Source organism: Pseudoalteromonas sp. NH0006-46, from assembly GCF_057547735.1.
Genome location: NZ_BAAJML010000001.1, coordinates 394,004 through 420,795, shown reverse-complemented (window position 1 = coordinate 420,795; position 26,792 = coordinate 394,004). Strand labels below are relative to the sequence as shown.

The 26,792-nt window shown below is 39.9% G+C and carries 20 protein-coding genes; 10 read left to right on the top strand and 10 right to left on the bottom strand.

From position 1 onward, the window contains the following. Window positions 1–12 precede the first annotated feature (12 nt). Complete coding sequence (locus tag AC27I2_RS01875) at window positions 13–3,453, top strand: PAS domain-containing hybrid sensor histidine kinase/response regulator (RefSeq protein WP_487203377.1); 3,441 nt, start codon at window positions 13–15, stop codon at window positions 3,451–3,453. 74 nt (window positions 3,454–3,527) lie between these two features. Here AC27I2_RS01875 and AC27I2_RS01870 read toward each other — a convergent pair whose 3' ends face one another. From AC27I2_RS01870 to AC27I2_RS01855, 4 genes are all read right to left on the bottom strand, one after another. Then, on the bottom strand, window positions 3,528–6,170 hold the full coding sequence (locus AC27I2_RS01870; RefSeq protein WP_487203376.1) for a DUF2339 domain-containing protein: 2,643 nt from the start codon (window positions 6,168–6,170) through the stop codon (window positions 3,528–3,530). A gap of 117 nt (window positions 6,171–6,287) precedes the next feature. Next, window positions 6,288–7,649 carry a hypothetical protein gene (locus tag AC27I2_RS01865; protein WP_487203375.1) on the bottom strand — a complete coding sequence of 454 codons (1,362 nt, stop codon included), beginning with the start codon at window positions 7,647–7,649 and terminating at the stop codon, window positions 6,288–6,290. 147 nt (window positions 7,650–7,796) lie between these two features. Continuing rightward, window positions 7,797–8,705, bottom strand: coding sequence for a GGDEF domain-containing protein (locus tag AC27I2_RS01860; RefSeq protein WP_138527836.1), 909 nt, complete (start codon window positions 8,703–8,705; stop codon window positions 7,797–7,799). A 70-nt stretch (window positions 8,706–8,775) separates the two neighbouring features. Next, the gene (locus AC27I2_RS01855; RefSeq protein WP_487203374.1) at window positions 8,776–9,360 is read right to left on the bottom strand and encodes a YqaA family protein; all 585 of its coding nucleotides are present in this window, start codon (window positions 9,358–9,360) and stop codon (window positions 8,776–8,778) included. 195 nt (window positions 9,361–9,555) lie between these two features. On the opposite strand from AC27I2_RS01855, the gene AC27I2_RS01850 reads away from it, so the two are divergent. Then, window positions 9,556–10,791, top strand: coding sequence for a TMEM143 family protein (locus AC27I2_RS01850; RefSeq protein WP_487203373.1), 1,236 nt, complete (start codon window positions 9,556–9,558; stop codon window positions 10,789–10,791). Window positions 10,792–10,796: 5 nt separating this feature from the next. On the opposite strand, the gene AC27I2_RS01845 is transcribed toward AC27I2_RS01850, so the two are convergent. Beyond that, window positions 10,797–11,624: a helix-turn-helix transcriptional regulator gene (locus tag AC27I2_RS01845; RefSeq protein WP_487203372.1), complete on the bottom strand. Its 828-nt coding sequence runs from the start codon at window positions 11,622–11,624 to the stop codon at window positions 10,797–10,799. 112 nt (window positions 11,625–11,736) lie between these two features. Between AC27I2_RS01845 and AC27I2_RS01840 the strand changes: the two genes are divergently transcribed. Continuing rightward, window positions 11,737–14,832 (top strand): beta-galactosidase, encoded by a 3,096-nt coding sequence (locus AC27I2_RS01840; RefSeq protein WP_487203371.1) that lies wholly within the window; start codon window positions 11,737–11,739, stop codon window positions 14,830–14,832. A gap of 63 nt (window positions 14,833–14,895) precedes the next feature. On the opposite strand, the gene AC27I2_RS01835 is transcribed toward AC27I2_RS01840, so the two are convergent. Together AC27I2_RS01835 and AC27I2_RS01830 are read right to left on the bottom strand one after the other, a co-directional pair. After that, window positions 14,896–15,342 (bottom strand): DoxX family protein, encoded by a 447-nt coding sequence (locus AC27I2_RS01835; RefSeq protein ID WP_138527806.1) that lies wholly within the window; start codon window positions 15,340–15,342, stop codon window positions 14,896–14,898. 194 nt (window positions 15,343–15,536) lie between these two features. Next, window positions 15,537–16,682, bottom strand: coding sequence for an iron-containing alcohol dehydrogenase (locus AC27I2_RS01830; protein WP_487203370.1), 1,146 nt, complete (start codon window positions 16,680–16,682; stop codon window positions 15,537–15,539). Between the two features lie 450 nt (window positions 16,683–17,132). On the opposite strand from AC27I2_RS01830, the gene AC27I2_RS01825 reads away from it, so the two are divergent. Both AC27I2_RS01825 and AC27I2_RS01820 read left to right on the top strand, forming a co-directional pair. Beyond that, on the top strand, window positions 17,133–18,017 hold the full coding sequence (locus AC27I2_RS01825; RefSeq protein WP_487203369.1) for an AraC family transcriptional regulator: 885 nt from the start codon (window positions 17,133–17,135) through the stop codon (window positions 18,015–18,017). Between the two features lie 51 nt (window positions 18,018–18,068). Continuing rightward, a complete protein-coding gene (locus AC27I2_RS01820) occupies window positions 18,069–19,694 on the top strand; it encodes a sensor domain-containing diguanylate cyclase (protein WP_487203368.1) in 1,626 nt (541 codons plus the stop codon). 54 nt (window positions 19,695–19,748) lie between these two features. Here AC27I2_RS01820 and AC27I2_RS01815 read toward each other — a convergent pair whose 3' ends face one another. Beyond that, window positions 19,749–20,168, bottom strand: a complete 420-nt coding sequence (locus tag AC27I2_RS01815; protein ID WP_006791832.1) for a VOC family protein — start codon at window positions 20,166–20,168, stop codon at window positions 19,749–19,751. A gap of 193 nt (window positions 20,169–20,361) precedes the next feature. Between AC27I2_RS01815 and AC27I2_RS01810 the strand changes: the two genes are divergently transcribed. The 3 genes from AC27I2_RS01810 to AC27I2_RS01800 all read left to right on the top strand — a co-directional run bounded on the left by AC27I2_RS01810 (window position 20,362) and on the right by AC27I2_RS01800 (window position 23,424). Continuing rightward, a complete protein-coding gene (locus tag AC27I2_RS01810) occupies window positions 20,362–20,730 on the top strand; it encodes a hypothetical protein (protein WP_487203367.1) in 369 nt (122 codons plus the stop codon). Then, window positions 20,727–21,101: a hypothetical protein gene (locus AC27I2_RS01805; protein ID WP_058403120.1), complete on the top strand. Its 375-nt coding sequence runs from the start codon at window positions 20,727–20,729 to the stop codon at window positions 21,099–21,101. Before AC27I2_RS01810 ends, AC27I2_RS01805 begins: the two co-directional genes overlap by 4 nt. Before the next feature lie 133 nt (window positions 21,102–21,234). Further along, window positions 21,235–23,424: a fasciclin domain-containing protein gene (locus AC27I2_RS01800; RefSeq protein WP_487203366.1), complete on the top strand. Its 2,190-nt coding sequence runs from the start codon at window positions 21,235–21,237 to the stop codon at window positions 23,422–23,424. Between the two features lie 42 nt (window positions 23,425–23,466). On the opposite strand, the gene AC27I2_RS01795 is transcribed toward AC27I2_RS01800, so the two are convergent. Beyond that, window positions 23,467–24,312 carry a sterol desaturase family protein gene (locus AC27I2_RS01795; RefSeq protein ID WP_487203365.1) on the bottom strand — a complete coding sequence of 282 codons (846 nt, stop codon included), beginning with the start codon at window positions 24,310–24,312 and terminating at the stop codon, window positions 23,467–23,469. Then, window positions 24,309–24,755 (bottom strand): SRPBCC family protein, encoded by a 447-nt coding sequence (locus AC27I2_RS01790; protein ID WP_487203364.1) that lies wholly within the window; start codon window positions 24,753–24,755, stop codon window positions 24,309–24,311. Before AC27I2_RS01790 ends, AC27I2_RS01795 begins: the two co-directional genes overlap by 4 nt. Before the next feature lie 94 nt (window positions 24,756–24,849). Here AC27I2_RS01790 and AC27I2_RS01785 point away from each other — a divergent pair, with 94 nt between their 5' ends. Both AC27I2_RS01785 and AC27I2_RS01780 read left to right on the top strand, forming a co-directional pair. Further along, window positions 24,850–25,851, top strand: a complete 1,002-nt coding sequence (locus AC27I2_RS01785) for an AraC family transcriptional regulator (RefSeq protein WP_487203363.1) — start codon at window positions 24,850–24,852, stop codon at window positions 25,849–25,851. 165 nt (window positions 25,852–26,016) lie between these two features. Continuing rightward, window positions 26,017–26,787, top strand: a complete 771-nt coding sequence (locus AC27I2_RS01780; protein WP_487203362.1) for a substrate-binding periplasmic protein — start codon at window positions 26,017–26,019, stop codon at window positions 26,785–26,787. Window positions 26,788–26,792: the final 5 nt, after the last annotated feature.

Genomic DNA, 26,792 nt, shown 5'->3' with positions numbered 1-26,792 from the left:
GTTAATAACAACATGACTGCCGTTCTGATAATTGTTGCGTTAGGGTATATAGGGGTACTGTTTTGGCTCGCTAACTGGGGTGATAAAACCACGCCTTTGGCGAAGCGTATTAGTCATCACCCTTTTGTGTATTCGTTTGCAATTGGTATTTACTGTACCTCTTGGACCTATTACGGCTCAGTAGGTACCGCGGCCACCAGCAGTTGGAGCTACTTACCTATTTTACTGGGGCCTGCCTTATTGTTTTTTTTCGGGCAAGGATTTTTGCGTAAACTCGTTTTGGTGAGTAAAAAACAAAACATTACCACCATTGCTGACTTCATTTCAGCGCGGTATGGCAAACGCCAAACCACCGCTATTATGGTTACTCTTATTGCCCTGCTGGCAACAATCCCCTACATTGCGTTACAACTTAAAGCCCTAAGCACTAGCTTTTTGCTATTGCAAAACAGCAATAAAATATCAGGCGATATGCTGGCACTTTCTGCCACACTCATCATGGCATTATTTGCAATATTTTTTGGCACCCGCAAAGTAGACGTAACCGAATATCGCTCTGGGTTAATGCTCGCTGTTGCATTCGAATCTTTAATCAAGCTTTTTGCATTAATGGCTGTGGCAGGGCTAGCAATTTATACGTTGTTTAATCTACCCGAGGCTACATCGTCCCAGTTGACTGAATCTGCTTGGTCGCACTGGAGCAACTTTAACTTTTTTAGTTTTAACTTTATTGGCCAATCGCTCATGGCAGCGGCGGCTATTATTTGTTTACCACGCCAGTTTCATGTAACCGTGGTCGACAATCAAAATAAGCGCCATTTAAACACCGCTCGCTGGGCGTTTCCGCTTTATTTATTGCTAACCGCAGCAATGATTTTACCTATAGCCACTGCCGCTATTCACCCAAGCATTGGTATTGGCTATTCGCCAGATAGCTTTGTACTGGCACTGCCATTAATTAACGACAACGCCTTTTTAACGACCTTTGTATTTATTGGTGGCTTATCGGCTGCAACGGCCATGATTGTGGTTGCAACACTGACCCTAAGTACCATGATCTCTAACGATGTTGTACTGCCATTAATACTGCGCCGAAAGTTTAAGCGAAATTTAATTACCACCAGCTATAAAGCACAAATTTTATTAGTTAGGCGCTTTACCATTGCCGGTATTTTAATTTTGGCTTACTTTTATCAGCAATGGTTTGGCCATAGCAGCGCACTGGCCAGTATGGGCTTAGTTGCCTTTTCGTTGGTTACTCAATTATTGCCCTCAATAGTGGGGGGGTTATACTGGCGAAAAGGCCATGCCTATGGCGTGTATGCAGGCCTTTTAGCCGGTATAACTTGCTGGGTGCTGTTTTTAATGCTCCCCATTTTAGACGCCGGTAATACGTTGAATAGTGAACTACAGCAAACATTAATAACCCGAGGAACACTAATAGCATTATTTGCAAATATTGGCTGCTACATTAGCTTTTCATTGGGAGCTGAAGAGCGTCTTATTGACAAAATTCAGGCCGCAGCATTTGTAAACCCAAAAGATCAGGCCATTTTATCGCGCCGCTTAAACAAAAATGTTAAAGCCACGGTTTACGACTTTAAAATATTACTGCAAACCTTTTTGGGCATACAACGCAGCCAACAGATTTTGGCACATTATGCACTTGCACATCATTTAAACGACAACAACGCCCACCCAGAGCCCGAATTTATTGCCTATTGCGAGCGCGCGTTAACCGGTGTTTTAGGTGCGTCATCTGCACAAGCCCTTATTCATACGGTATCGTCGGGAAAACGTATGGCATTTGAAGAGGTTGTTAACTTTTTTGATGAAACCACACAAGCGCTGCAATTTAACCAAAACCTATTATTTACCTCTTTAGAAAACTTAAGCCATGGAATTTCGGTTGTTGATAAAAACTTAAAGCTCGTGGCATGGAATAAGCGCTACAGTGCCATGTTTAACTACCCTGAGGGTTTTTTAGAAGTTGGCCAACCTATAGAAGATATTATTAGGTATAACGCTAAACGCGGTGAATGTGGGCCTGGCGAAATAGAACGCCAAATAGAAAAACGTGTGCAGCATTTAAAAAACGGCAGCTCTCATCACTTTATTCGTCATCGCCGTAATGGCCAAGTGTTTGAGATGATAGGTAATCCGCTACCTGATGGCGGGTTTGTAACGAGCTTTTCCGATATCACAACTCACATAAGCACGCAAAATGCGCTTGAAGAAATCAATATGGATCTAGAAAACCGTATTGAGGCCCGAACCCAAGAAGTACAAACAATAAATAAAGACTTACAAGCGCAAATAGATAGCCGAGTACAAACGGAGGAAGCACTCACTTTAGCAAAAAAAGAGGCAGAACAAGCAAACGACAGTAAAACACGTTTTTTAGCACTCGCTAGCCACGATATTTTACAACCGCTTAATGCTGCACGTTTATACCTTGCTGCCATTGACGACAAACAGCTTGATGCCACTAATGCTAATAACTTTAACAAGCTTGGCGACAGCCTCGATTCAACTGTACATTTAATGTCAGCCTTGCTTGAAATAGCCAAACTAGAACAAGGCGCAATGACCCCCACACCGCGCCACTTTTACATTGAAGACATTTTAGCGCCGCTAAAAAGTGAGTACGCTATTTTATCAAGCGATAAAGGCCTTAAGCTCACCGTGCGATCTAAGGCGCAAGTTGTACATAGCGACATTACCTACCTTCGCCGAATTATCCAAAACTTAGTGTCTAATGCTGTTAAATATACAGATTCGGGCCGTGTAGTAGTTGCATGTAGAAACCGAAAACACAGCTTACGGATTGAAGTTTGGGATACAGGGCCTGGTATTAGCGACGTTGAACAAGCCAAAATATTTAATGATTTTTACCGTGTCGAGTCGGGCGATAACAAAGGTGTTGGGCTAGGCCTTGGGGTAGTAAAGCGTATGGCCGACCTGCTTAGCTTGCCGCTAAGCGTGCATTCTGTACCAAATAAAGGAAGCCGCTTTAGTATTGACGTACCTTACGGCGACGCCCAGTTTGTACAGCAAAAAAGTGCAGCGAGTAACCTAATAGAAAACCGCACAGCAATAAATATTATTGCCGTTGACGACGATCCAGAAAACCTAGCAGCCATGGCAAGTTTACTTAAAAAGTGGCAAGCCAATTATACCCTGTTCGATAATGTAGAAAGTGTAATGTCGCATGCTAAAGCACATAGCGCACCCGATGTTATTTTAATGGACTACCAGTTAGGCAATGAGTGCGATGGCATCACTTTAATTAAAACGCTTAGAGAAATATGGCAAGGCGATATTCCGGCTATTTTAATTACCGCAGTGCGCGACACCGAGCTAAAACAAGAAACCAAAGCGGCTAATATTCATTACTTAAGTAAACCTATTAAACCAGGAAAGTTAAAAGCACTGCTTAATCACAGTACTTAATTTTGTTAGTTACTCAGAGCTGAGTAAGCAAAGCCCAGTATATTTACTGGGCTTTGCTTTATAAAATATCAATATTATATAACTTTTGAGCGGCTTCTAAGCTTTTGAAATAACCAACTCAACCCCACTAAAGAGAGCCCTAAACCAATAAACGAAAACGCTTTTAACAGCCCAGTTAAATTAGCCATATCAATTAAAAACACTTTTACAATTACCGCTGCAAGTAACCCTAAGCCTATTTTTTGAATGAGTAACTGGTTTTTAAGGTGCCCTAATATAACCGTACCGGCGCCTAGTATTAGCCAAATAATAGAGTAGCTATACAGCTCTTCATTAGTGGCTCCTTTTGATAGATAAATATAAGGCCCTTGCCAGTATTGGCGAATAAAACTATTAATAGCAATTAAGCCAAGTAAACCTGCCACACCCAGTACAAACGGCGCTACCTTAGCGTTTATAGATTTTATAAGTGAATATAACCACACCGTTAAGCCTGCAGGTACTAACCAAAGCAAAAACAGCCAATTTAGTACAGGGAGTTCACCAATATTGATAGAGGTTAATAACGGGTTATCGTCGAGTATTGTTTTAACTGAAATAAAACCCGCCCCGCCTGCTAATACACACCCTGCAATTTGATACAGTTTTGCTAAGCTCCCCGCAACACGTGCGCGATGCAAATAAACACAGCCCAGCGCAAGCCAATTACACGTAAGTAATACTTGCTCATAAAAACTAAGCGAGTCAAATTGTGGGTAATGCCCTACTAGCTGGTAACTGGTTTCGGTAGTAATAAATAACGCAAAACAATGAAGAGCGGCCCCTTCTAACCACACTTTTAATTGTGATGTTTTATAGCATTTAGCGGCGGCAAAAAATAATGCGGTACACAGCGGATATACAATAATGCTCCAGTGCAAGCCAAATAATGTAAGCGCTTCGTAACTTGGTGTCCATGGCGTGAGCGTTAAACGCAGTAATAATGCAGCCACTAACGCCTTAATTGGCCAATGCGGCATAGGCACATTAAAACGTTTTATAAGCACACTAATTAACAGTACTTGAATTGCTAATGCAATGGTTAAACCGCTGTCGCTTAATAGCATGGTGATAGCTAAGGTAATATTAGCATTTGCCCCTACCCAATAAGTAAATCGCTGAAACAACGTTGTATTATGCTGCGCACACTTAATTAAAATAGCCGCTACAACAAATAATACAAAAGCCCAAAAAGGGTAGGCAGTACTTAATGCGCTATTTGGAATGAGTACATACAAGGTACTTATCATTACAAAAACGCTAAACGCCGCACTAATATGAAACGCTAATCGTTTCACCTGTTTTTTACCAAAATAAAGCCCGTAGGCCATAAAACTAAAACCAAGCAATAATCCTAAGCCGTATTCGCTTTTGAATATAAATAATCCATCATCAAAAAAAGCGGATAAAGAACTTGTTTGCTCTGCACTTATAACCATTAGCGTAGCAATAACGAGTGATAGCCCTTGCCATAAATCCCAGCGACTATTTTTGAGCACTAAAAATAACAACAATCCAATGCTTAACACACCAATGGTTTGCCATTCTAAATTGTAGTAGCTTATACACTTGGTAAAAATTAACGGGACTATAAAAGCCAATAATAAGAGGTGATCGGGTAATACTTTTACAAGGCGTTTTAAAGAGTGCGGACGATGTTCAATGTTTCTTAATTTAAAGCCCAAACGCGGTATGACAATCAGCCCTATAATACTGAGTAACGCAAAAGTACCAAACAGCCATGGTGTGTCGCTTTTTATCTGCATAATAATAAAACCGACTAAATACCAACCAATGTGCCCTGCCCATAATAAGTACCAAAGCCAAGCTCGCTGCACTTTTTGAGCAACCAACGAGGCAGACAAACTAACAAAGCCCACATACATAAATAACGCAAATACATTATTACTGCCGGTATTAACCCAAATAGGCACACTGTAAGCACCAATAATTCCGAGCACTGCCAGCAATGGGCCAAGTGTTAATGCCATCACACTCGCACTTATGGCAATAATAGCTAACAAAATAAACGCGGTTGTTGGGCTAAGCATTTGATAGCTACTGTAAGCTAAAAGCGTTAACGCAAAGCAGGTAATAAAACCACCACTGGCAAGTGCTGCAGGTATGTAATTGTTAAAGCCTTCAAAAACAATACGTTTATAATGTAAGTAACCTGCAACACTAATTAAGCCAAGACCAAATAAGCCTCCTAAACTAAGCCTCATTACGGGTGATAAAAGCCCTGCCTCTAAACTATACTTAGCTAAAAATATGCCACCAAAGGCAAGTGCTATTGCACCTATCCACGTCATCCAGTTTTGCTCAAAGCCAGTGCGTAATGTTTCAAACAATGTGGTAATAAATGAAGGCGTGGCTGGTTTAGCTTTTTTAGGCGCTACAGGCTTTTGTTTTGCCGCGCCAATGGGAGCGCTTTGCACGGCTAAAGTTGGCTCGGTATTTATAGTAGTGGCATGAGGTTTAAAGTCAGGGGCTTTTACTTCACTCTGTACATTATTAAATGACGCTGCTTTAGAGGCTTGTAATTTAGTTACTTTAGCCCTCAATACTGCAACTTCTTGCTTTAATCCGTTTACTTGTATTAATGCAATTAATCCACACAAAGCACCGGTTGCAATAATCAGCATGACTATCACTATTAACCCAATAAAATCATCCATGGCACACTCTTATTATTTATTATGCCATGAGTGTACCTAATTATTACTAAGCCGTTAAATTTTGTTCAATAAAAAGCCTAAATACACTCTGTATTTAGGCTTTTAACTCTCATTTTATTATTCAACACTGTCTGTAATTGTGCGCTCTAAAGACATTTTATAACCCGATGCCGTGGTTTCATCATGCTCTAAAATGAGTATGTAATTTCCCTCTTGGGTAAAGTCCATATCGCTTTGTTGAATGAGTACAATTTGCTGACCGTTATCCTCAAAAACAGCGTACACCGTATAAATTTCGTTATCGACTACTTGCTCTTCTTGATCGTAGCGGTCTAAGCCATCAACTACATTACTGGTGTCCTCAACAGTTTCACCGTTAAGGGTAAAGTACACATCAATATCAGTTACCGACTGTCCTGCGTAACTTTCAATAAGATTAATAACCGACACCGTATGACTATAACTGCTTGGTGTTAAATGCTCTTCAACACTCATCATCCGCAAGCCATTATCTGCATCGTTGTAAAAAATACCCACCGCGCTTTGCTCACGTTCAAGGGTCATTAAAAAGTTATCGGCCAGCTTGTTACCTTGCTCATCAAACATCGCCACGCTATAACTGTTTGGTAATAGCTCAACGTAGTCGGTATAGCTGTCACTTGAAACTGAATTAGTTGGGGTTGCTGTAGTGCCACGCGTTACACTAAAACTAACTGGTGAGTAGTCATCAATAGTATTAATAAAACGCAGTTGACCTAATGCAGATTGATGCTTAAGTTCAGTAACATAGTTATTGTCGGTTACTACATCAAGCGTGATACCACTTAACTCGGTGGCATAACTTGGGCGAATAATGGCTACGTAGCTTGCCTCATCATACAAATAAACTGACGATGACTCGTAAACCACATCGCTACTGCCCGCAGGGGTAATAAAAATAGTGTAATAACCTTCATCTACACTTTGTAAATCTAATTCATTTAAGTACTGTGCAGATGCAAACAATGTTGCGCTTTCAAATACGCCATCGTCTGTTGCCAGATAAATATCGTAGCTGGTGTCCTCACCCGTGATGTTAAAAAAGCCAAGGTTAAACTCGCCGGTGTCACTACTAATAGGCACACTTAATTCAGTAAAAGTGGGTTCTGCAAAATCGCCACTCATAACGACTAATTGCGTTTTATCTCCTTTAATTGAAATTTCTTGATCGCTAATAGTGATGTAGCTATCGTTAGCGTCTAAATATTCAAAGCTAACATCAAATATGCCAGTACTGTAATTATGGCGCGTGGTTACGTCGGCAAAGTCGGCACCTGAACGTTCTGTTTCTTCAACAAATAAGCGCGTATAAGGGCTGTTGTACGAGCCATTATACATTTGAATATAGCCTGTAGAGCTTGCACTATCATCAGAGCCACAGCCAGATAAAACACCAAGTAAACTAAGAGGTAAAGCCACTTTTAAAAGAGAGTTGGTCATCAAGGGGATTCCTTATTATTAATATCCCCTCTACGACCTTTGCATTTTAATTTAATTTCATGCTTTACAAAGCATTACCTAAGCTGACATTTATTTACGAAAACGTAAAAAAGTGTAGCAAATGTGCAAATAATAAGGACCCGCTATTTACGGCTTTGCTGCGATTTCAAATTGATTCCGGCCATTGTTTTTAGCTTTGTATAAAGCTTGGTCTGCGCGTTTCATTACGCTATCAAATGATTCATTTTTAAAGCGTTTAGCTACCCCAACACTTGCACTAGTATAAAGCTTATCGGTAACCTCAATAGTACGAGCACTCGCTAACACCGACTCAGCAAACGCCTGCATTTGTTCTAGAGTGCAATTTGGTAGGTAGCCTGCAAACTCCTCACCTCCAATACGCGCAAAAATATTGCCATCTTCAAACAGAGCGTCTATTTTGCTAGCAAAAGCTTTAAGCACCTTGTCGCCCTTGCTATGACCATAGGTATCGTTAATAGATTTAAAGTGATCAATATCGATAATGATTACCGCGTAAGATTCATCGGTTTCGTTTTCAACGTATTCGTAAAAACATCGCCGATTGTAAACTTGGGTGAGATCATCAATTATAAACTCTTGGGCTAGCCTATTGTGCATTTTTTGCATAAACAACATGGTTTTAAATAAGCCATAAGCCGTAATAACGACCCCTACAGAAATGCAAAAATCTTTTATATACAAGTTAACCCACGCAGGCTGAACAACAAGTTCGTCAAGCACATCGGCCGTCATTCCCACTATCCATAACATTAAACCAATGGTGACATACTGGTAGGCTTTTTTAGCTAATTTGGAACACTGCACAACCCAAAAAACAGTCATTATGACAATAAGATTGATGAGCTCACTGGCAAAGTCAGGGATGCTTTTTTTTGCACCTAACAGAGGAAAATAAGTGAAGTTATAAATGGTGAATACCACTATAAATACTAGCAGCGCAAACATAAGTAATTTATTTAACCGCGTTATACGAGTAAAGCGGGTCAACTTAAGACTGACAGTTTCAACATTCATCATATAAATAGATTACACTTGAGTTTATAAATCATCTTTAATAACTATAACACACCTTACAAATTTAGCCTTAAAGTAAGGTACTGATCCCCCACCCCAGTAAAACCAAAATAGTTAAACTAATCATAGCTTTAACTTTATGCTTACTAATTATACGTTCAGCTTGATTTCCTGCATAAAACACAACAATAGCAAGTCCAAAGTAACGAATTGAACGAGCAATTGCGCTGGCCAATAAAAACAGGCCAAGTGAATATTTGGTAGCGCCTGCTGCAAGCATCGCTATTTGAAATGGAATAGGTACTATTCCTAAAGTAATAACAAACCAAAAACCTTGGTTGTCCATTTTTTGTTTTACATTTTCGAACTGTTCAGGGCTTGAAAAAGCACTGATCACCCAATCCCCAACTGCATCAAATAAATAGTAGCCAAGGGCATAACCAAATAATGCCCCGACAACACAGCCCAGCGTAGCCATTAATGCAATCAACCATAGTTTTTCTCGTTGTGCCTGCATAAGTGGCACCATAACCGCTTCTAAAGGAATAGGGACAATTGTGGATTCTAAAAACGACGCAACCGTAATGCCGCTGAGCATATGTTTAGACTCTATAAAATTACGTGTTTTTTGTTTTAATTTTTTTTGTAAAGCCACAATTAACTCCTGCCCTATGCTTAATTATCCTGTATTTACATAGTAATAATGACACAGTTAAGTTAATACACCCTGAAACTATTAAAACTTGATATAAACAATACCCACTTAATAGGTTAACAAAATAGCAATATTTATAAGAATATTTTACTATGTGTTAATAACGTTAAGCCCTATTTAAGTAGTTAAAAATTTATGCAAAATGCGCGTTTTATTCCCTTTCGCAAGCAAGACATTATTGAAATGTGTAGCAATGAGCTTGAAAACAACACACAACAAACCTCGTTTAAACAGTTTTGTGATTTATTAGCAAGCCTTATCCATTACGATTACCACGCAACACTTGAATCGCTTAAAAATAACTACGCCCCCTTTGATCCTAATAGCGATACACGCTCTTTAGCGCCGGTATCAAACAATCAAAAAGCCCAATGCCAACGCGAATTTGCAAAAGATTTTGCTAAAGTTTTAAACGCCGCTAACTTTGAAGTAATTACGAATCAAGATTTACAAGATGCGCTCAACGAAGAGTCACTTTTTAAAGTGCGCCTTGAGGTGGAGTTTGACGACTTTGAAGAAGTGGTTTTTTATCGCCGCGGCGAGTCGCAGCTCACTGAAACCATAACCAGCTTTTGGGGGCTTCGTAAAAAGCCACTGCACTTTACTAATTACGACCGCGTTGCGGTGTTTATTCGTTTTAAAGATAAAGCCCACTTTGACGCTAAAAATAAAACGCCTTTAGGGTTTGAGCCAAGCTCGACCATCGTTAAGCTGTTTCAAAATGTACCAAAAGCCGACCTTGAAATGCTATTTCCTAATAGCGAAGTACGTATGCGCCCTATTGATAAGGTGATTATTGGCTCATCGGCTTTAATTGGCGGTGCCGTGGTTTTAATTACAAAGCTAGGCGCATCAATATTATTATTATTTGCTTTGTTTGCTTTCTGGGGGGGCTTTACAGATAAAGCCGTAGAAATGACCCAGCAACACTTTATTACCTTTGCCATTGGCATGGGAGTATTTGGCAGCTTTATTTTTAAAGAGTGGAGTAAATTTAAAAACCGTAAAATTAAATTTATGAAAGCCCTTAGTGATAACCTTTACTTTAAAAATCTTGATAACAACGCTGGTGTTTTTCATACCCTTATAGACGCCGCCGAAGAAGAAGACATAAAAGAAGCTCTGCTTGCCTATACGTTTTTATTAAAATCTAAAAGTGGCTTAAGCGCACAAATGCTTGATGAGCAAATAGAGGCGTGGTTTAAAACAAAGTATAAATGCGAACTCGACTTTGAAATTAGCGATGCGCTTGAAAAGCTCACCCGAATGCGCTTAGTAACCTGCACTAACGATGTGTATAGCGCTATAAGCCTAGACCATGCAAAAACTATTTTGGATGAGCGCTGGGATAACCTGTTTCAATATAATTAAAATGTTTAAACAAACTTTTTTCTAAACTCAGTGGGTGACACGCCCACTGATTTTTTAAACCGTTTTGAAAAATTAAATATATTAGGGTACCCCACGTAAGCGGCAATATGGGCGACTGGCCAGCGGGTATTTAAAAGCAAGTTTTTAGCCCGTTTAATACGTAAATAAATAAGCTGCTGCATAGGGCTTTTGCCAAATTGTGCCTGACATAACCGGTGTAAATGCGGTGCTGAGTAATGTACTTGTTTGCACATAGCCTCTATTGTCCAATCAAATTGCAGGCGCTCTTCTACCTCTAAAAACAAGCTGGTTAATCTGTTTTGCCCGCCTATTTGTGGCTCGCTTTGAAGCGTAGTATTTAAGTAATGACTTAAAATAGGCATTACGCCTTCACGCAAAGTCGCATTTCCTTCGCTGTATAAAAGCTCCATTGCTAAATGTAATGGCCCTAGCTGCTGATTAGTTAATACCTTCGCGTGCGCTAAATTTAAATGCTGCCAACGCTTGGTATTTGCAAGATTTAGCCAAATCACATCCCACTTTTCGCTTGCTATTTGAACCTCAAAACTTTGCCGTGCTGGCAATATAGCTAAGCTATTTTCGATTAATGGGTATAGGTTATTAATAGTTTTAAGCGTGCCCTGACCACCCAAAGTATAAAACAAAGTGTGTTCAAGCGGGTTAGTACGCGCAACACAATAATCACCCAGTAAATTTGAGCAACCTGCCAGCTCTATTTCAAGGCTTGGCATTTGCGAAAGCGTGTTTAAATCAATAAACCGCTCTGTACACTCTGGGCCAATATCGAGTACATCTTTAATGGTGTTGCGCATAATTTAAAATGATAGTTTTGGATAAATAAAAGAGAGCTTTAAGCATAACCTCAACGTATTATTTTAGCTATATTTAAGCCACTATAATTGCCAAACATGCAATGGGACACTAATGAACTCACTACAGCACATAATTAACCGCCGCGATTGGGAAAACCCAATTTCGGTGCAAGTTAATCAAGTAAAAGCGCACAGCCCACTTAATGGTTTTAAAAGCGTTGACCATGCCCGTACAAACACGCAATCACAAAAACAAAGTTTAAACGGCCAATGGAATTTTAAATTATTTGATAAGCCCGAAGCGGTTGATGAGTCATTACTAAGTGAAACACTCGACAGCGACTGGCAAAGTATTCCTGTGCCTTCTAACTGGCAATTACACGGCTTTGATAAACCTATTTATTGCAATGTTAAATACCCCTTTGCCGTAAACCCGCCTTTTGTTCCTAGCGATAACCCAACGGGTTGCTACCGCACTGAGTTTACTATTACGGCGGATCAATTAGCTCAGCGAAACCATATTATTTTTGAAGGCGTAAACTCGGCGTTTCACCTTTGGTGTAACGGTCAATGGGTGGGCTACTCGCAAGATAGCCGCTTACCAAGCGAATTTGATTTAAGCGAACTCTTAGTGGCTGGCGCCAACCGCATTGCGGTTATGGTCATTCGCTGGAGCGATGGCAGTTACTTAGAAGATCAAGACATGTGGTGGCTAAGTGGTATATTCCGCGATGTTAATTTACTTACTAAACCGCAACACCAATTACGCGATGTATTTATAACCCCAGATTTAGACGCATGCTACCGCGATGCGACTTTGCATATAAAAACCGCAATAGATGCGCCAAATAACTACCAAGTAGCAGTACAGGTTTTTGATGGTAAACATGCACTGTGTGAGCCACAAATACAAAGCACTAACAATAAACGCGTTGATGAAAAAGGCGGTTGGAGCGATGTCGTATTTCAAACAATTGATATACAAAGCCCTAAAAAATGGACCGCTGAAACCCCGACCTTATACCGCTGCGTTGTAAGCCTGTTAGATGAGCAAGGCAGAACCGTAGATGCAGAAGCCTACAACATTGGTTTTAGAAAAGTAGAAATGCTTAACGGGCAGCTTTGCTTAAACGGCAAACCGCTACTAATTCGCGGTGTTAACCGCCACGAACATCACCCTGAAAACGGCCACACAGTGAGCACCGCCGACATGATTGAAGATATTAAGCTAATGAAGCAAAATAACTTTAATGCTGTACGTACTGCTCACTACCCTAACCACCCGCGTTTTTACGAGCTGTGCGACGAGCTAGGTTTATACGTAGTGGACGAGGCCAATATAGAAACCCACGGTATGTTTCCTATGGGTAGGCTTGCAAGCGATCCGCAGTGGGCTGGTGCATTTATGTCGCGCTATACACAAATGGTTGAGCGCGATAAAAACCACGCCTCTATTCTTATTTGGTCACTGGGGAACGAATGCGGGCACGGTGCCAACCACGATGCTATGTACGGTTGGTCAAAAAGCTTTGACACATCGCGTCCAGTGCAATACGAAGGTGGCGGCGCAAATACCACCGCAACCGATATTATTTGCCCTATGTATGCCCGTGTAGATACCCACCTTGCCGATGACGCAGTACCTAAATACTCTATTAAAAAGTGGCTAAGCCTACCAGGCGAAACCCGTCCTCTCATTTTATGTGAGTACGCACACGCAATGGGTAACAGCCTAGGTAGCTTTGACGATTACTGGCAAGCATTTAGAGAGTACCCGCGCCTGCAAGGTGGCTTTATTTGGGATTGGGTAGACCAAGGTTTATCTAAAACTGATGAAAACGGTAAGCATTATTGGGCTTACGGTGGCGATTTTGGTGATGAACTAAACGACCGCCAATTTTGTATAAACGGCTTATTATTTCCAGATCGTACGCCGCACCCTAGCCTGTTTGAAGCTAAATACAGCCAACAACATTTACAATTTACGCTGCGCGAGCAAACTCAAAACCACTATACCGTTGATGTATTTAGTGATTATGTATTTAGGGCAACCGATAACGAAAAACTGGTTTGGCAGTTAATAGAAAATGGCCAATGTATAGAGCAAGGCGAGCAAATCATTAATATTGCCCCGCAAAGTACGCAAACGCTAACTGTTAATACAAAAACGGTGTTTAAAGCCGGTGCGCAATATCACCTTAATTTAGATGTAGCACTGCTTAACGACTCAAGCTTTGCAAGTGCCGAGCATGTATTAAACACCGAGCAATTTAAACTTATAAATAGCCAAAGTTTAAGCGCTGATACATTTAAGCCCACTCTAAACGCTTCAGCACATGGCACACTAAATATTGGTGAGACCGATACACAGCTAAGTATTGAAGGCGATACCTTTAAACTCGTGTTTAATAGCCAATCAGGCCTTATTGAGCAATGGCTACACAATCAAACCCACGTTATTAAAAGTCCACTAGTTGATAATTTTTACCGCGCCCCGCTTGATAACGACATAGGCGTAAGCGAAGTAGACAATCTAGACCCTAACGCATGGGAAGCGCGCTGGCTAAGAGCGGGTATTGGCAAGTGGCAGCGCACATGTCGCTTGTTTGAAGTCGTGCAATCAAACAAAGATATACGTATTACCTGTGTGTTTAGTTATGAATTTAATGGCGCAGTACAAGCAAAAACAACTTGGCTTTATACACTTAATAATACAGGTGAAATTAACTTAAATGTTGATGTACAACTCAACGACACTTTGCCACCCATGCCACGCATAGGGTTAAGTACAACGCTTAATAAACAAAGCGATACACAAGTAAATTGGCTTGGTTTAGGGCCATTTGAAAACTACCCAGATCGCAAAGCGGCTGCGCGTTTAGGTTATTACAGCGCGCAACATAATGAGCTACATACACCGTATATATTCCCAACCGATAACGGCGTGCGTAGTGATTGCCAATTACTTAGCATTAATAATTTGACCGTAACCGGTGCGTTTTTATTTGCCGCCAGTGAATACTCTCAAAGCATGTTAACGCAAGCAAAGCACACCAATGAGCTAGTAGCTGATGATTGCTTACATGTCCATATTGATCATCAACATATGGGGGTTGGCGGCGATGATTCGTGGAGCCCAAGTACCCATAAAGAATATTTACTTGAGCAAACACAGCACAACTACTCTTTAACTTTTTCGGTTAAGTAAAATAATGCTTAATCCATACAAAAATAGCGGCTAAATTAGCCGCTATTTTTTTAACTATAAACGTTATTTATCAGCTAGTTTTTTAGCAATAACACTATCAACCGAAAAGCTACCTGCACCTTGAATAGCAAGCGCTGCAGTTGCAACTAATAACGTAAGTGCGTACTCGTAACCGTTGTTAGCCATAAATAAACCATTGTTAATGTGTACACTAAATATTGCAATCAACATTGTAAACGCAGTAACTACGGCTGCTGGGCGTGTTAATAAACCAAGTGCTAATGCAATGCCGCCAAAAAATTCAGCGCTGCCTGCCATTAAAGCTAACCAGTAACCTGGCTCTAAGCCAATACTTGCCATCCACTGCCCTGTGCCTTCAAGGCCGTAACCGCCAAACCAAGCAAATAATTTTTGCGCGCCGTGCGCTGCTAAAATTAAACCGACTGGTACACGTAAAATAAGTGCTGCTGCGCCTGCTTTAGAGTTTAATATTTTTTGTAGTAGTGTCATGAGTTTTTATCCTGTGTAAATTTATAAGGTGTTAGTTTTGCTAACCGATGAACACAGTTTACTATCATCATTTTAAAACATTAATACCGATATTATTGGTTAATTATAAACACAGTGTTTTTAATTTATTTTATGCATAAAAAAGCCGCTAACGTAAACGCTAGCGGCTTTTAGTTTTGTATTACTTTTAGCGCTTAAGCAATTGCTTGCTCTAAAATTTCGCGGCTTTGTGTAAGTGTAATTGCTTGGTTTTCACCAAGGGCTACCATGCCGTGAGCTTCAAGCTTAGCAAGTACGTTTTCTACTGCAGCTGCTTTGTCACTGCCATGTTCAGTAAGCACAGTGGCTACATCTAAGCTGTGGTAAAACGCTTCAATTGCTTGAATTGTTTGCTCTGCTAAATCATCCGATTGCGCAAGACCAAATACGTTTTTACCCATTTGCTCTAGCTTCGCTTTTTTAACTGCAAATTGGTTACGTAGTAAAGAAGGCTGAACAATAGCCAGTGAACGTGCATGATCAACACCGTAAGCAGCTGTAAGCTCATGGCCAATCATGTGTGTTGCCCAATCTTGCGATACACCAGAACCAATTAAACCATTAAGTGCTTGGTTTGCTGCCCACATAAGGTTTGCACGCCATGCATCGCCTTGGTTTTCAAAGTTATCGCCCAGCGTTTTAAGCGTTCTTAAAAGTGCCTCTGCGTAACCTTCTTGAACCAATGCTGTTTCAGGGAATGTTAGGTACTGCTCACACGTATGAACCCATGCATCTACTAAACCATTCACAAGTTGGCGCTGCGGTAATGTTTTCATTACATCAGGGTCCATAATCGCGAACTTTGGTAGCACTTTTGGTGATGCAAACGGTAGTTTTTGCTTCGTTGCTTCTTTGCTCACAACTGAATTTTGATTAGACTCAGAACCCGTTGCAGGTAATGTTAATATTGCACCGATTGGTAATGCGCTAGTAATAGTATGCTTACCAGTAGGGATATCCCAACCTTCGCCATCATAAACTGCCGACGCTGCAATGTATTTAACGCCGTCAATTACAGAGCCACCGCCTACACCTAATACAAAGTCGATATTTTGTTCTTTACAAATTTTTACTGCTTGGTCTAACACTTCAATTGTTGGATTGGCACCAACACCTGAGAACTCTACCCAATCAAAACCTTCAAGTGCCGCTGCAACTTGGTCGTACACGCCGTTCTTTTTAATAGAACCGCCGCCGTACACTACTAATACTTTTTGATCTTTTGCGATCAAATCGGTTACTGATGCAATTTGCTGTTGGCCGAACTGAATAAGTGTTGGGTTTACGTAGCTAAATTTCATTATTTTGCTCCTAGGTAACGGTTAAATACTAGGGCGTGTTGATCTTTGCGGATTGAAATTTGTTCAATCTAGGGGCGATTAAATCGCGGCGCGAGGTTTGTAACCTAGTGGGCTAAGTAAAAACCGAGTAACAAAGAGTTTATCGCCCCTAGGCAGAACCCGAAGGGCAGCGCATGTTTGGCATTTATGCTGCGTTATCGCCTATTTATGGGGAGTAACCACACTTCATAGGCTCTGCCTTGCCTAAAAACCAAACATACTGCTGCAAATTCAACCATCAAAGATCAACACGCCCTGAATAAAATGCTTAGTTACTCACTAAGCTAAATTCCAATGAGTGCATATTAGTGGCAAAACAAACATTAAAAAAGCCTAATAAATGCCTAAAGTTTGCCTAATACTGCCAACATTGTTATTTTACGCAAAATTTGTACGATAAAAGGTTTTTTAATGCCCACTATAGCCAGCATGTTGCAGCAATACGCCGAGCACAATGATTTGCTCAATTTTGAGGGCGTTAAGAAAACGATTATTCCCGGGGTTTACTTTCATCGTGCGAGTAAAAGTTCACCTCGTCAGCCACTCATTTACAACTCTGGTATTATTTTAGTTGGCCAAGGGCATAAAATAATTCATTTCCCTGATCATCAAATAAAATATGGTGCTGGCGACTACCTGGTTTTAGGTGTACCCGTACCACTTGAATGCGAAGCCTTTACTGATAATGGCCTACCTGTAATGGGCGTAGTTGTTGATATTAACCCAGCAACATTACATAAGTTAGTAAACCAAATGGGCGAACATACGCCGTTTACTTCTGGGCAAATGAGCGGTGTGCAATCAGCAAAAGTAGATGGTGCTATGGAGCAAGTAACTCATCGTTTATTAAGCGCACTAAATAGCCCGCTAGAAGCCGATATTTTTGGTGAAGATATAATTAAAGAATTGGTATACCGTGTACTTTGTGGTCCTCAGGGCCATACTTTAATTGGCCTTGCCATGCACGATGGGCACTACGCCCGAATAGCACGCACACTGTCTACTATGCATAAAAACTATGCAGATCAAATTACTGTTGAAGGCTTAGCTGAAGAGGTAAACATGAGTGTGTCGTCATTTCATCGCGCCTTTAAACAAGTGACCTTTGAATCGCCATTGCAATACTTAAAAAAAGTACGCTTAGCAAAAGCAAAAGAACTCATTACAAACAACGGTAGTAAAGCAAATGAGGCCGCATTGAAGGTAGGTTACACCAGCCCCTCGCAGTTTAGCCGTGAGTTTAAGCGCCACTTTAATAAAACACCAAGCGAGGTCGTACCTCAATTAAATAGCTAAATGAGTGGGCTCTGCTAATATAAAATTATGTAGTATTTTTATCTTGCGCCTATGGCTTACAAAAAGTTTAATGCACTTTTCCTACCTAACACTCTTAAAACGCAACTAAAAAGGTATTTGCTGTTAGGTGTTATTTTTGTTTTTTCTAATCTTTTATTTAATAAGTCTGCATTTGCAAATCAACATTGTGAAATTAACCAAATTAGTCCACAAATCACTTCAGTAAACACATTAAATAAACAAACGCCTTTAAGACTAAAAATTCAGTCTGGCAGAGTTCAATACGCTGTAAATTGCCAGTTACAGCAAGCTGGTGTTCTTAGCTTTAACCGCTCTACCCTTGAGCGCTTTGAGTGGCGTCAAAACGATGAAATACACAATCCAATTAGATACAACAAACCAGCTTATTTTATCGACTCAGGTGCAACAACCGCCCTATTAACTTTGTATTCTCCAGTCGAGTTTCGCCCGGTATTTAAGTGGCAACCAATGCCTGTATTTATACAAAAAAGCCAACAACAAAACCTAATTTTAGGGCTGTTTTACGGCTTGTGTATAACGCTTATATTGTATGTATTAATTATGGGGAGCCGCCTTAACGACGATACATTTAAGCTCTACAGCTTATACATTTTTTGTATTGGTGGCTTTATTCTTATGCAAGAAGGGCAGCTGTATTTATTTTTAACCTCGCAGCACAGCAGCAGTTTATTTAATATATACCTTTTATTTATTGGCCTATGTGTTCTAAGCGCGACATGGTTTATTTGCGCTCTTTTACAAATCAAAACAAGCTGGCCAAAAGTAGATACTGCCTTAAAGTGTTTAGCTGTAGTTGTCATGTTATTTAGCGTTTTACAAATACTGTTTAAAACCCCTCAAGTATGGGCTCTTTCAAGTAAAGCTACAGGCTATGTAACGCTTTGTATTGTAGGGTGTGTTTTTGCGCTTTCCGCTTTACAAGCACGCAAAGGCATTCGTGAAGCAACGCTGGTGTTTATTGCTTTAAGCTTTGTATTTGTCAGTATGGTTTTTAGAATATTATTAATAGACGAAAGTCCATTTATGCGTCGCTACGGGTTAATTATAGCTTTTGCTGTAGAGTCGTTTTTACTCGCTGTGGCGGTTTCAAGGCGTATTAGTCGGATGAGGATTGCAAAAAAACGCGCCGAAACCGAAGCCGATTATGATCACCTTTGCGGTATTCTAAACCGCAGGGGATGGTGTAAAAAATCGGCAAATTTAATAGAACATCATATAAAAAGTGGCGGTGTGCTCTGTTTAATTTATATAGATTTAGATGACTTTAAACAAATAAATGACACTCACGGTCACGCCGTTGGAGACCAAGCACTGTGTAAAGTTGCTCACCATTTAAAAGCTATTGTGCGCAGTAACGATGCCATAGGACGTTTAGGAGGTGATGAATTTGTAGTGCTAGCGCACTTTTATACTAAGGCTCAGGTAAGTCCAAAAGTTCATTTTTTTAAAACAGAATTAGCCAAACTCTTTATTGATCATAATACTGAACAATTAGCCATAAAAGCGAGTGTTGGTAGTGCTGTATTTAGTGATCCACCTAGAAATATTGATGACCTTTTAAAAGCTGGCGATGCTGCTATGTACCATGAAAAACTAAAAAGAAAAGCAACACCACTTACGTTAGTCGATTTATAAAATCGTCAAATTTTACAAATAAAAAAACCACTAAAAAGTGGCTTTTTATAAAAGTTATACTTTTTTAAATAAAACCTCGGGGTTAACCATGGTCTTCATTTCGAGCACGTTGCCATTAGTATCTTCGATAAAAAATGTCTCTTGCTCAAATTCGTCGCCAATGAATCGACGATATGGCTTATCTAGGTATTCTAAACCAGCGTCTTCTATACGTTTTTTTAAATTGTTAAATTCATCCTCAGATAAGTGAATACCAAAATGAGGAACCGCAACTGCCCCCATATCTACATCATGGCGAACAGTAGGTAATCGTTCAACGCTTTGGTGTAATGTAAGCTCGTTACCCCAAAAGTCGATATCTACCCAACGACCCTCTTCACTATTACCGGTTTTACAACCGAGTACGTCACAATAAAATGTTTTAGCTACTTCTAAGTCGCCGGCCGGAATTGCCAAATGCAAACAATTAGACATAAATTACCTTTGGTTATTTCTTAATCTTTAATAAGTTTTCTATATTATACATAAATTGTAATTTATATTACACAAAACACTTTTTTTGAGCATATTTAAGCCTTCATACATTTCATATGATCTTTTTAACTATTTGCCCGCAATGTTAAGCGCTGCTGTTAAACACTCCCCGGTTACTTTAAACTGACTAGCTATGCTTAAATTTTTCTTTATAAAATTCGGTGCTTTTTTTTCAGGCTGTTTGCTGTGCTTTGTGATGCATACTGAATTTAATTTTCCTGCTGTTATTGCTGCCTCTATGGTTGGCCTTTTTGGTTCTTTTATTTCTTTTCCAAAGTCTCTTAATATTCATCCAAACGCTGCTATTTACGCAGGAAGTTTTGCTGGTATGTGTTCTTCTAGTTTAATTAACAGTTACTGGGAACTGGGTTTTATTTCACTCTTAGGTGCTTGTTTGTATGTACTTACTTTAAATTTATTTTCTGGCTTTGGAGGGAAGTTAGGGAGTATTGCATTTGTAAGCGTTGCTGTCTTTGCGCTAGCAAAAGGAATATTTGTATGACAATAGAATACCCGGCAATTGCATTTTTTGGCGCTTTATTAACATTTTTACTCGCCAAACATAGGCTTTTTAGCGCTATTAGCGCCTCTTCGAGTTTATCTATAATTGCTTACTGCATTTTTTATGGTTTTAATTTACACCCCGAGCTTTACAGTGCCATTTTTTTTGGTGGTACGTTTATTGGTATGAGTGCACCTAAGCGTTTTGGTTTGTATACAATAACCTGCGCTGCAGTGATTTTTGCGATTCTATTTGAATATTTAGTCCCTAAAATAAGTAACTATGGTGGAGCACTAGGTATAAGTGCATTTTTATCTGTATGTGCTTGTCATATATTTATTTTATTTGGGGCACCACGTAGTAAAAAGTAATAAATAATACGAATACCTTTCAAATTTAAAATTCAGAAGTTTAAAAAACACTCAAATAAATCTGATCTCTTGTAAAAGTACTCCCGTAACGTTACGAGATTGTTAATTACATCTCACACAGAAGGATCAGGTCATGAACAAATTACTGAAGGTATGCCTCATAACACTTCCCTTGTTATTAGCACAAGGTTGTAGTGACGATGATGACGATAACATACCAGTACAAGTTGAACCCGAAGCATCTTCAACCATTGTTGATGTAGCAAGAAATGCGGGTAACTTTACTACCCTAGTTGCAGCGCTAGAGGCAACAGGCTTGGACGATACACTTGCCGATACGAGTCAAGAATTTACTGTTTTTGCACCAACAGATGATGCCTTTGCACTCCTCGGCGAAGACACAATAAATGACCTACTAGCCGACACAGATACACTAAGCTCAATATTAACCTACCACGTTGTATCAGGAAGTGTTAACGCAGAAGCAGCTATAGGCCTTGCAGGTACGACCGTCGACACGGTAAACGGCGGAAAAGTTGCATTATCATTAAGCGGCGAGAGTTTGTTAATTAATACAAGCACAGTAACCATGACTGATATTACAACAGACAATGGCATTATCCATGTGATAGACGCAGTACTTATGCCTATTGCCACTGCTGAATCAGCTCCTACCGCTAATATTGTAGAAACAGCGAATCAAGCAGGCGACTTCACTACCTTACTTGCCGCATTAGACGCTGCGGGTTTAACATCGGCATTGAGCGATGAGTCAGCGCAGTTCACCGTTTTTGCACCTACAGATGCAGCTTTTGATGCTGTTGGTAGCAAAATGATTAACACACTTTTAGCAAACCCAGAGGTACTAGCCGACATCTTAAAGCAGCATGTTTTAACGGGCGCGGTTGATTCGGTAACGGCTATGTCATTAAATGGTCAATCTGCAGAAACGCTGCTAGGCAACTCTCTTCCAATTACAATTAATACTGAAACAGACATGCTTATGTTTGGTGGTGCCAATATTGTGGTTAAAGATATTGCTACAACCAACGGAGTGATTCATGTAATAGATTCGGTCATTGTGGCTGATGTAACACTACCTGAAAGCTTTGGTACAATTGCCGACGTTGCCAGCGAAAATGGTAACTTTACAACATTAATTGCTGCGCTCGGTGCAACTGGCTTGGACACGTTAGTCGCAAATCCTACTAATACTTTTACGGTATTTGCTCCTACCGATGATGCTTTTGCAGCGCTTGGGCAAGACACCATTGATGCGCTACTTGCAGACACTGATACCCTTCGCGATATTTTACTTTACCATGTAGTTGCCGACGCAAGTGTTTTGTCTGACGCAGCAGTCGCCATTGCAAATAGCGAAAACAATAAAGTTGAAATGGCAAATGGCGATATGGCTGCCCTTTCATATGTAGATAGCGCATTATTCATCAACGACTCGGCAGTAACCACTGCAAATGTAACAGCTGATAATGGTGTAATTCATGTGCTCAATAAGGTAATTATGCCACCCACTGAAGTAGGTACACCTACTAAAACAATTGCCACCGTTGCGACAGAAACAGACGCTCTTTCAACATTAGTTACTGCCCTACAAGCTGCCGACTTGGTTGATACGTTTAACGATACAACAAAATCGTTCACCGTATTTGCTCCAACAAACGCCGCATTCAGCAAAATCCCAACCGACACCTTAAACGCGCTACTAGCCGATAAAGATGCATTAACCGGCGTATTAACACAGCACGTATTAGGCGTTCAAGTAGGCAGCACGGATGCATTTGCAGCTAATGGTAAAATGGTCACCACCCTTGCTGAAAATATGCTAAGTGTAAATATTGTCGACTTTACTAACACCACTAACGCTGAAACAGACAGTGTTGCATACGATGCAGACAATGCGCGTTTAGTAACAGGCATGGCTGATACAACACCGGGTAAAACAGTTTACGTTTTTGACAACGACTTAGGCGAGTCGATGAGCGTATGTGAAGATACCTGTGCAACAACGTGGCCACCTGTGTTAGGCACCGCTGATTCCACCGAAAACACCCCAGGTTTATCACTTATTGCTCGCGCAGATAGCACTATGCAGGTAGCGTACCTCGGTCGTCCACTGTATACCTACTCTGGCGACACGGCCCCTGGTGATGAAAACGGTCAAGGTGTTGGCAACATTTGGTGGCAGGTGAGTTTATCTGCAACGTCATTACAAGTTGCAGGAAGCAATGTAACAACCACCGACATATACACAAGTAATGGCGTGGTACATTTAATTGATACGGTTATTACTACTGCACAATAGTTTCTTTCCTTAGACAACAAAGTTAAGAGTGGATAACCCCTCTTAACTTTTATACTTCACGCTATTATCATTCTTCTTTTGCGAGCTAGTTGGGTAACCAAACAAAACTTTTAACTTAGCTTCAAATCCTTTAGTTGTGTAAGTTAGCTTAATTAAGTACCACCATTGATGAAATGTAATAGTGATTGGATTATTGCTATTTAGCTGCCCCACAATGCCATACTTACACGGCTGGTTTTTATCTTCTTCTACAAAGGTACCAAATAACTTATCCCAAATTATAAGTACGCCAGCAAAGTTTTTATCTAAGTAGCCCCGATTAATAGCATGATGAACCCGATGATGTGACGGTGTATTAAATATAAATTCAAACCACCCAAGCTTATTTACTACCTGTGTATGCACAAAAAACTGATACGCCAAATTTAACGCAACAACGCTAAGCACAGTTATAGGGTTAAAGCCGATTAAAATCATAGGCAACCAAAATACCCACATACCGGCTAAGGGGTACATTAAACTTTGCCTAAATGCCGTTGTAAAATTCATTTTTGTAGAGCTATGATGCACGACATGTGCAGCCCACAACCAATGAATGTGATGCGACGCCCTATGAAACCAATAATATAAAAAGTCTTGCAAAATAAAGGCGAAAAAAACACCAAGTACCGACAGCTCAATATCAAACACGCGATATTCATACAACCAATTAAATAATGGCATCAGTAATATTAAAGAAAGCGCATCGGCAGCTTGATGCAATAACGCCAAGGCCGTATTCGCCATGCTGTCTTTTATATCGTAAAAACGCCTGTATTTAATAAATTCAACACTAACAAACACTAAAAAAACAGGACTAAGCGCGAGTAAAATCATCTCAATGGTCATACATTATGCTCCTTAAAATACCGCGCTAGTTTATTAAGCGCTTGCGAAATGTCATGTCTAACAAATAACTTAATCAGGCTACTTGGGATCCACCATGGTGGCTTAAAAGTAATGCAATACCTGAGCACTGTAGCTGTATTACCTTCATGCTCAATGGGAGTTAAATATATGTCTCCTTGATGATTGGCCACCGGCTTATCACCCATTATGCGATAGCAAATATACTTATTGCTGGCACTTATAATTTGTTCACTAAAAATAGCAAGCGGGGTTTTAACTTGCCTTATGGCACCTGCTCCACCTTTCATTTCACCTTTATTATGTGATTTTAATTGTGAAAATTGGGCATTAAAAAAACGTCCTAAATAGGCATGTTCAAGTAATACAGCAGCCACTTTCTCTGGTGGAGCAAGTAAAGTACATTTTAAATTTACAGAAACCATAAGCTACTACTACTAAAAATAGGACCTATAGCATAATAAAATTTAACGTGGCAAACTTGCTCTTACACGACCATTTTTTAGCTTTAGGCGACAAATGCAAACTCTTGCCGATCATTACTTTTCGAGTATTCTTGACTACCTACAAAGCCGAGGATTAAATAGCGCAGCTGCTTTAAAAGCAATTAACTTTAACGAATACAGTAATCGTGCAACACAACAGCTGTCACCACGCATAACGCTTAAAAGCTATAATTCATTGCTTGATTATGGTCAAAAAACACTTAAAGACCCTTTATTTGGGTTTCGGCTGGGCCAACATATTCGCACCGCTGACTATGGCGTTTTGGGATATTTAGTAGAATCGAGTAATGGGTTAGGTAACGCGATACAAGCACTTTTAAATTACGACCGTTTGGTGGCAGATATAGGTCAAGCACAATTTGAACAACACAAAAACCTAGCCACTATACGCTGGTTTCCCCATGCCCACTGCAATGAACAAGTAGTGTTAAGAAACATGACAGCTTGGGTGAGTGTGGTGCGCCAATTACTCAAGACCGAATTATCACCAACCCAAGTAAGCTTTAAATATCACTACACTCATGAGCAAATAAATACGCTAACAACATGGTTTAATTGCCCAATTTTAACTCATGCTAAACACAACGAAATTTGTTTTCCGAGTAGTTACTTAAGCCTAAACTTTAAAACCGATAATGCTGCTATACATTTAGCACTTAAGCAGGTATCTGATCAGCAATTAAGTCTTTTTACTAGCCAGCAAAATATGTCTGAAAATGTTAGTCAAATTTTAATGGCAAAGCTCGATTTACAACATTGTACGTTAGCACGCACTGCAAATGCCTTAAGCATGACCCCAAGGACCTTGCAGCGACATTTAAAATCACAAGAAACAACATTTTTACTTCTTCTTGAAACCGAGCGAAAACGACGTATAAATGAGTTATGCAATAAACCCAATTTAGCGCAGTTGGCTTTAGCACTCGGATTTAAAGACCAAAGCTCTTTTAATCGTGCTTTTAAACGCTGGTACTCATGCAGTCCACTCGAATACTTTAAAACTAAACACACGTAACCACATTAAAAAGGCTCTACCTTGCCTAAGTACCAAGCTTACTGATGTAAATTTAACCTCGAAAGATAAATAAGCCACACTTATTTACTTTTATTAAACATTTAAGTTTATATTTCAGTCAACATTCTTTAAACTCGAAGCATATTAGTTATAAAAGATTGTTTTATGCACCCTCGTGTTGTAATTATCGCCTTTATGTTAATGTTTTGTACCGCGGTAAATGCAACGAGTACACTTAACTTTATTGCAGAAGACCTACACCCATATCATTTTAAAAATGAAAACGGCCAAGCCGATGGCGCGCTTGTGGATTTAGCCAAAGCAGTTTTAAAAAACACAACGTTAAGTGCTTCATTTGAAATAATGCCCATGGCGCGCGCATTTCACGAGCTTGAAAGCAACCCAAACACTATTTTACTTTCTTTGTTAAAAACCCCAACACGCACAAATAACTTTAAATGGTTAGGCGACGTATATTTTACCGACGCCTACGTAGTTAGCTTAAAAAGTAGTAAAGCAGAGGCAACACACTTAAACCACACTAAGTTTTATAAAATAGGCACAATTCGCGGTTACTCCAGTGCTAAATATTTACAGCAAATGGGCTTTACAGAAGACAAAAATTTAGTGCTAGTGAGCTACTATCAACAACTGTGGCAAATGCTGTATAAAAAGCGTATTGATTTTGTATTAATGAATACACTCACCCTTAATAACGAACTAAAAATGTCGGGGTTAGATCCAAGCCTTATCACTAAGCGGATCCACCTAGAAGATTTCCCTTCTACGCTTTATTTTGCGGCGAATAAAATGCTCGACGCGCAAACAGCCAATACACTATCAGACGCTCTTGAAGCAATTAAACAAAGTGGCGAATACAATGCTATTTTAAATAAATGGCAACTGCCACTGCCTAATACTGCAAATAAGTTGTAATAAAT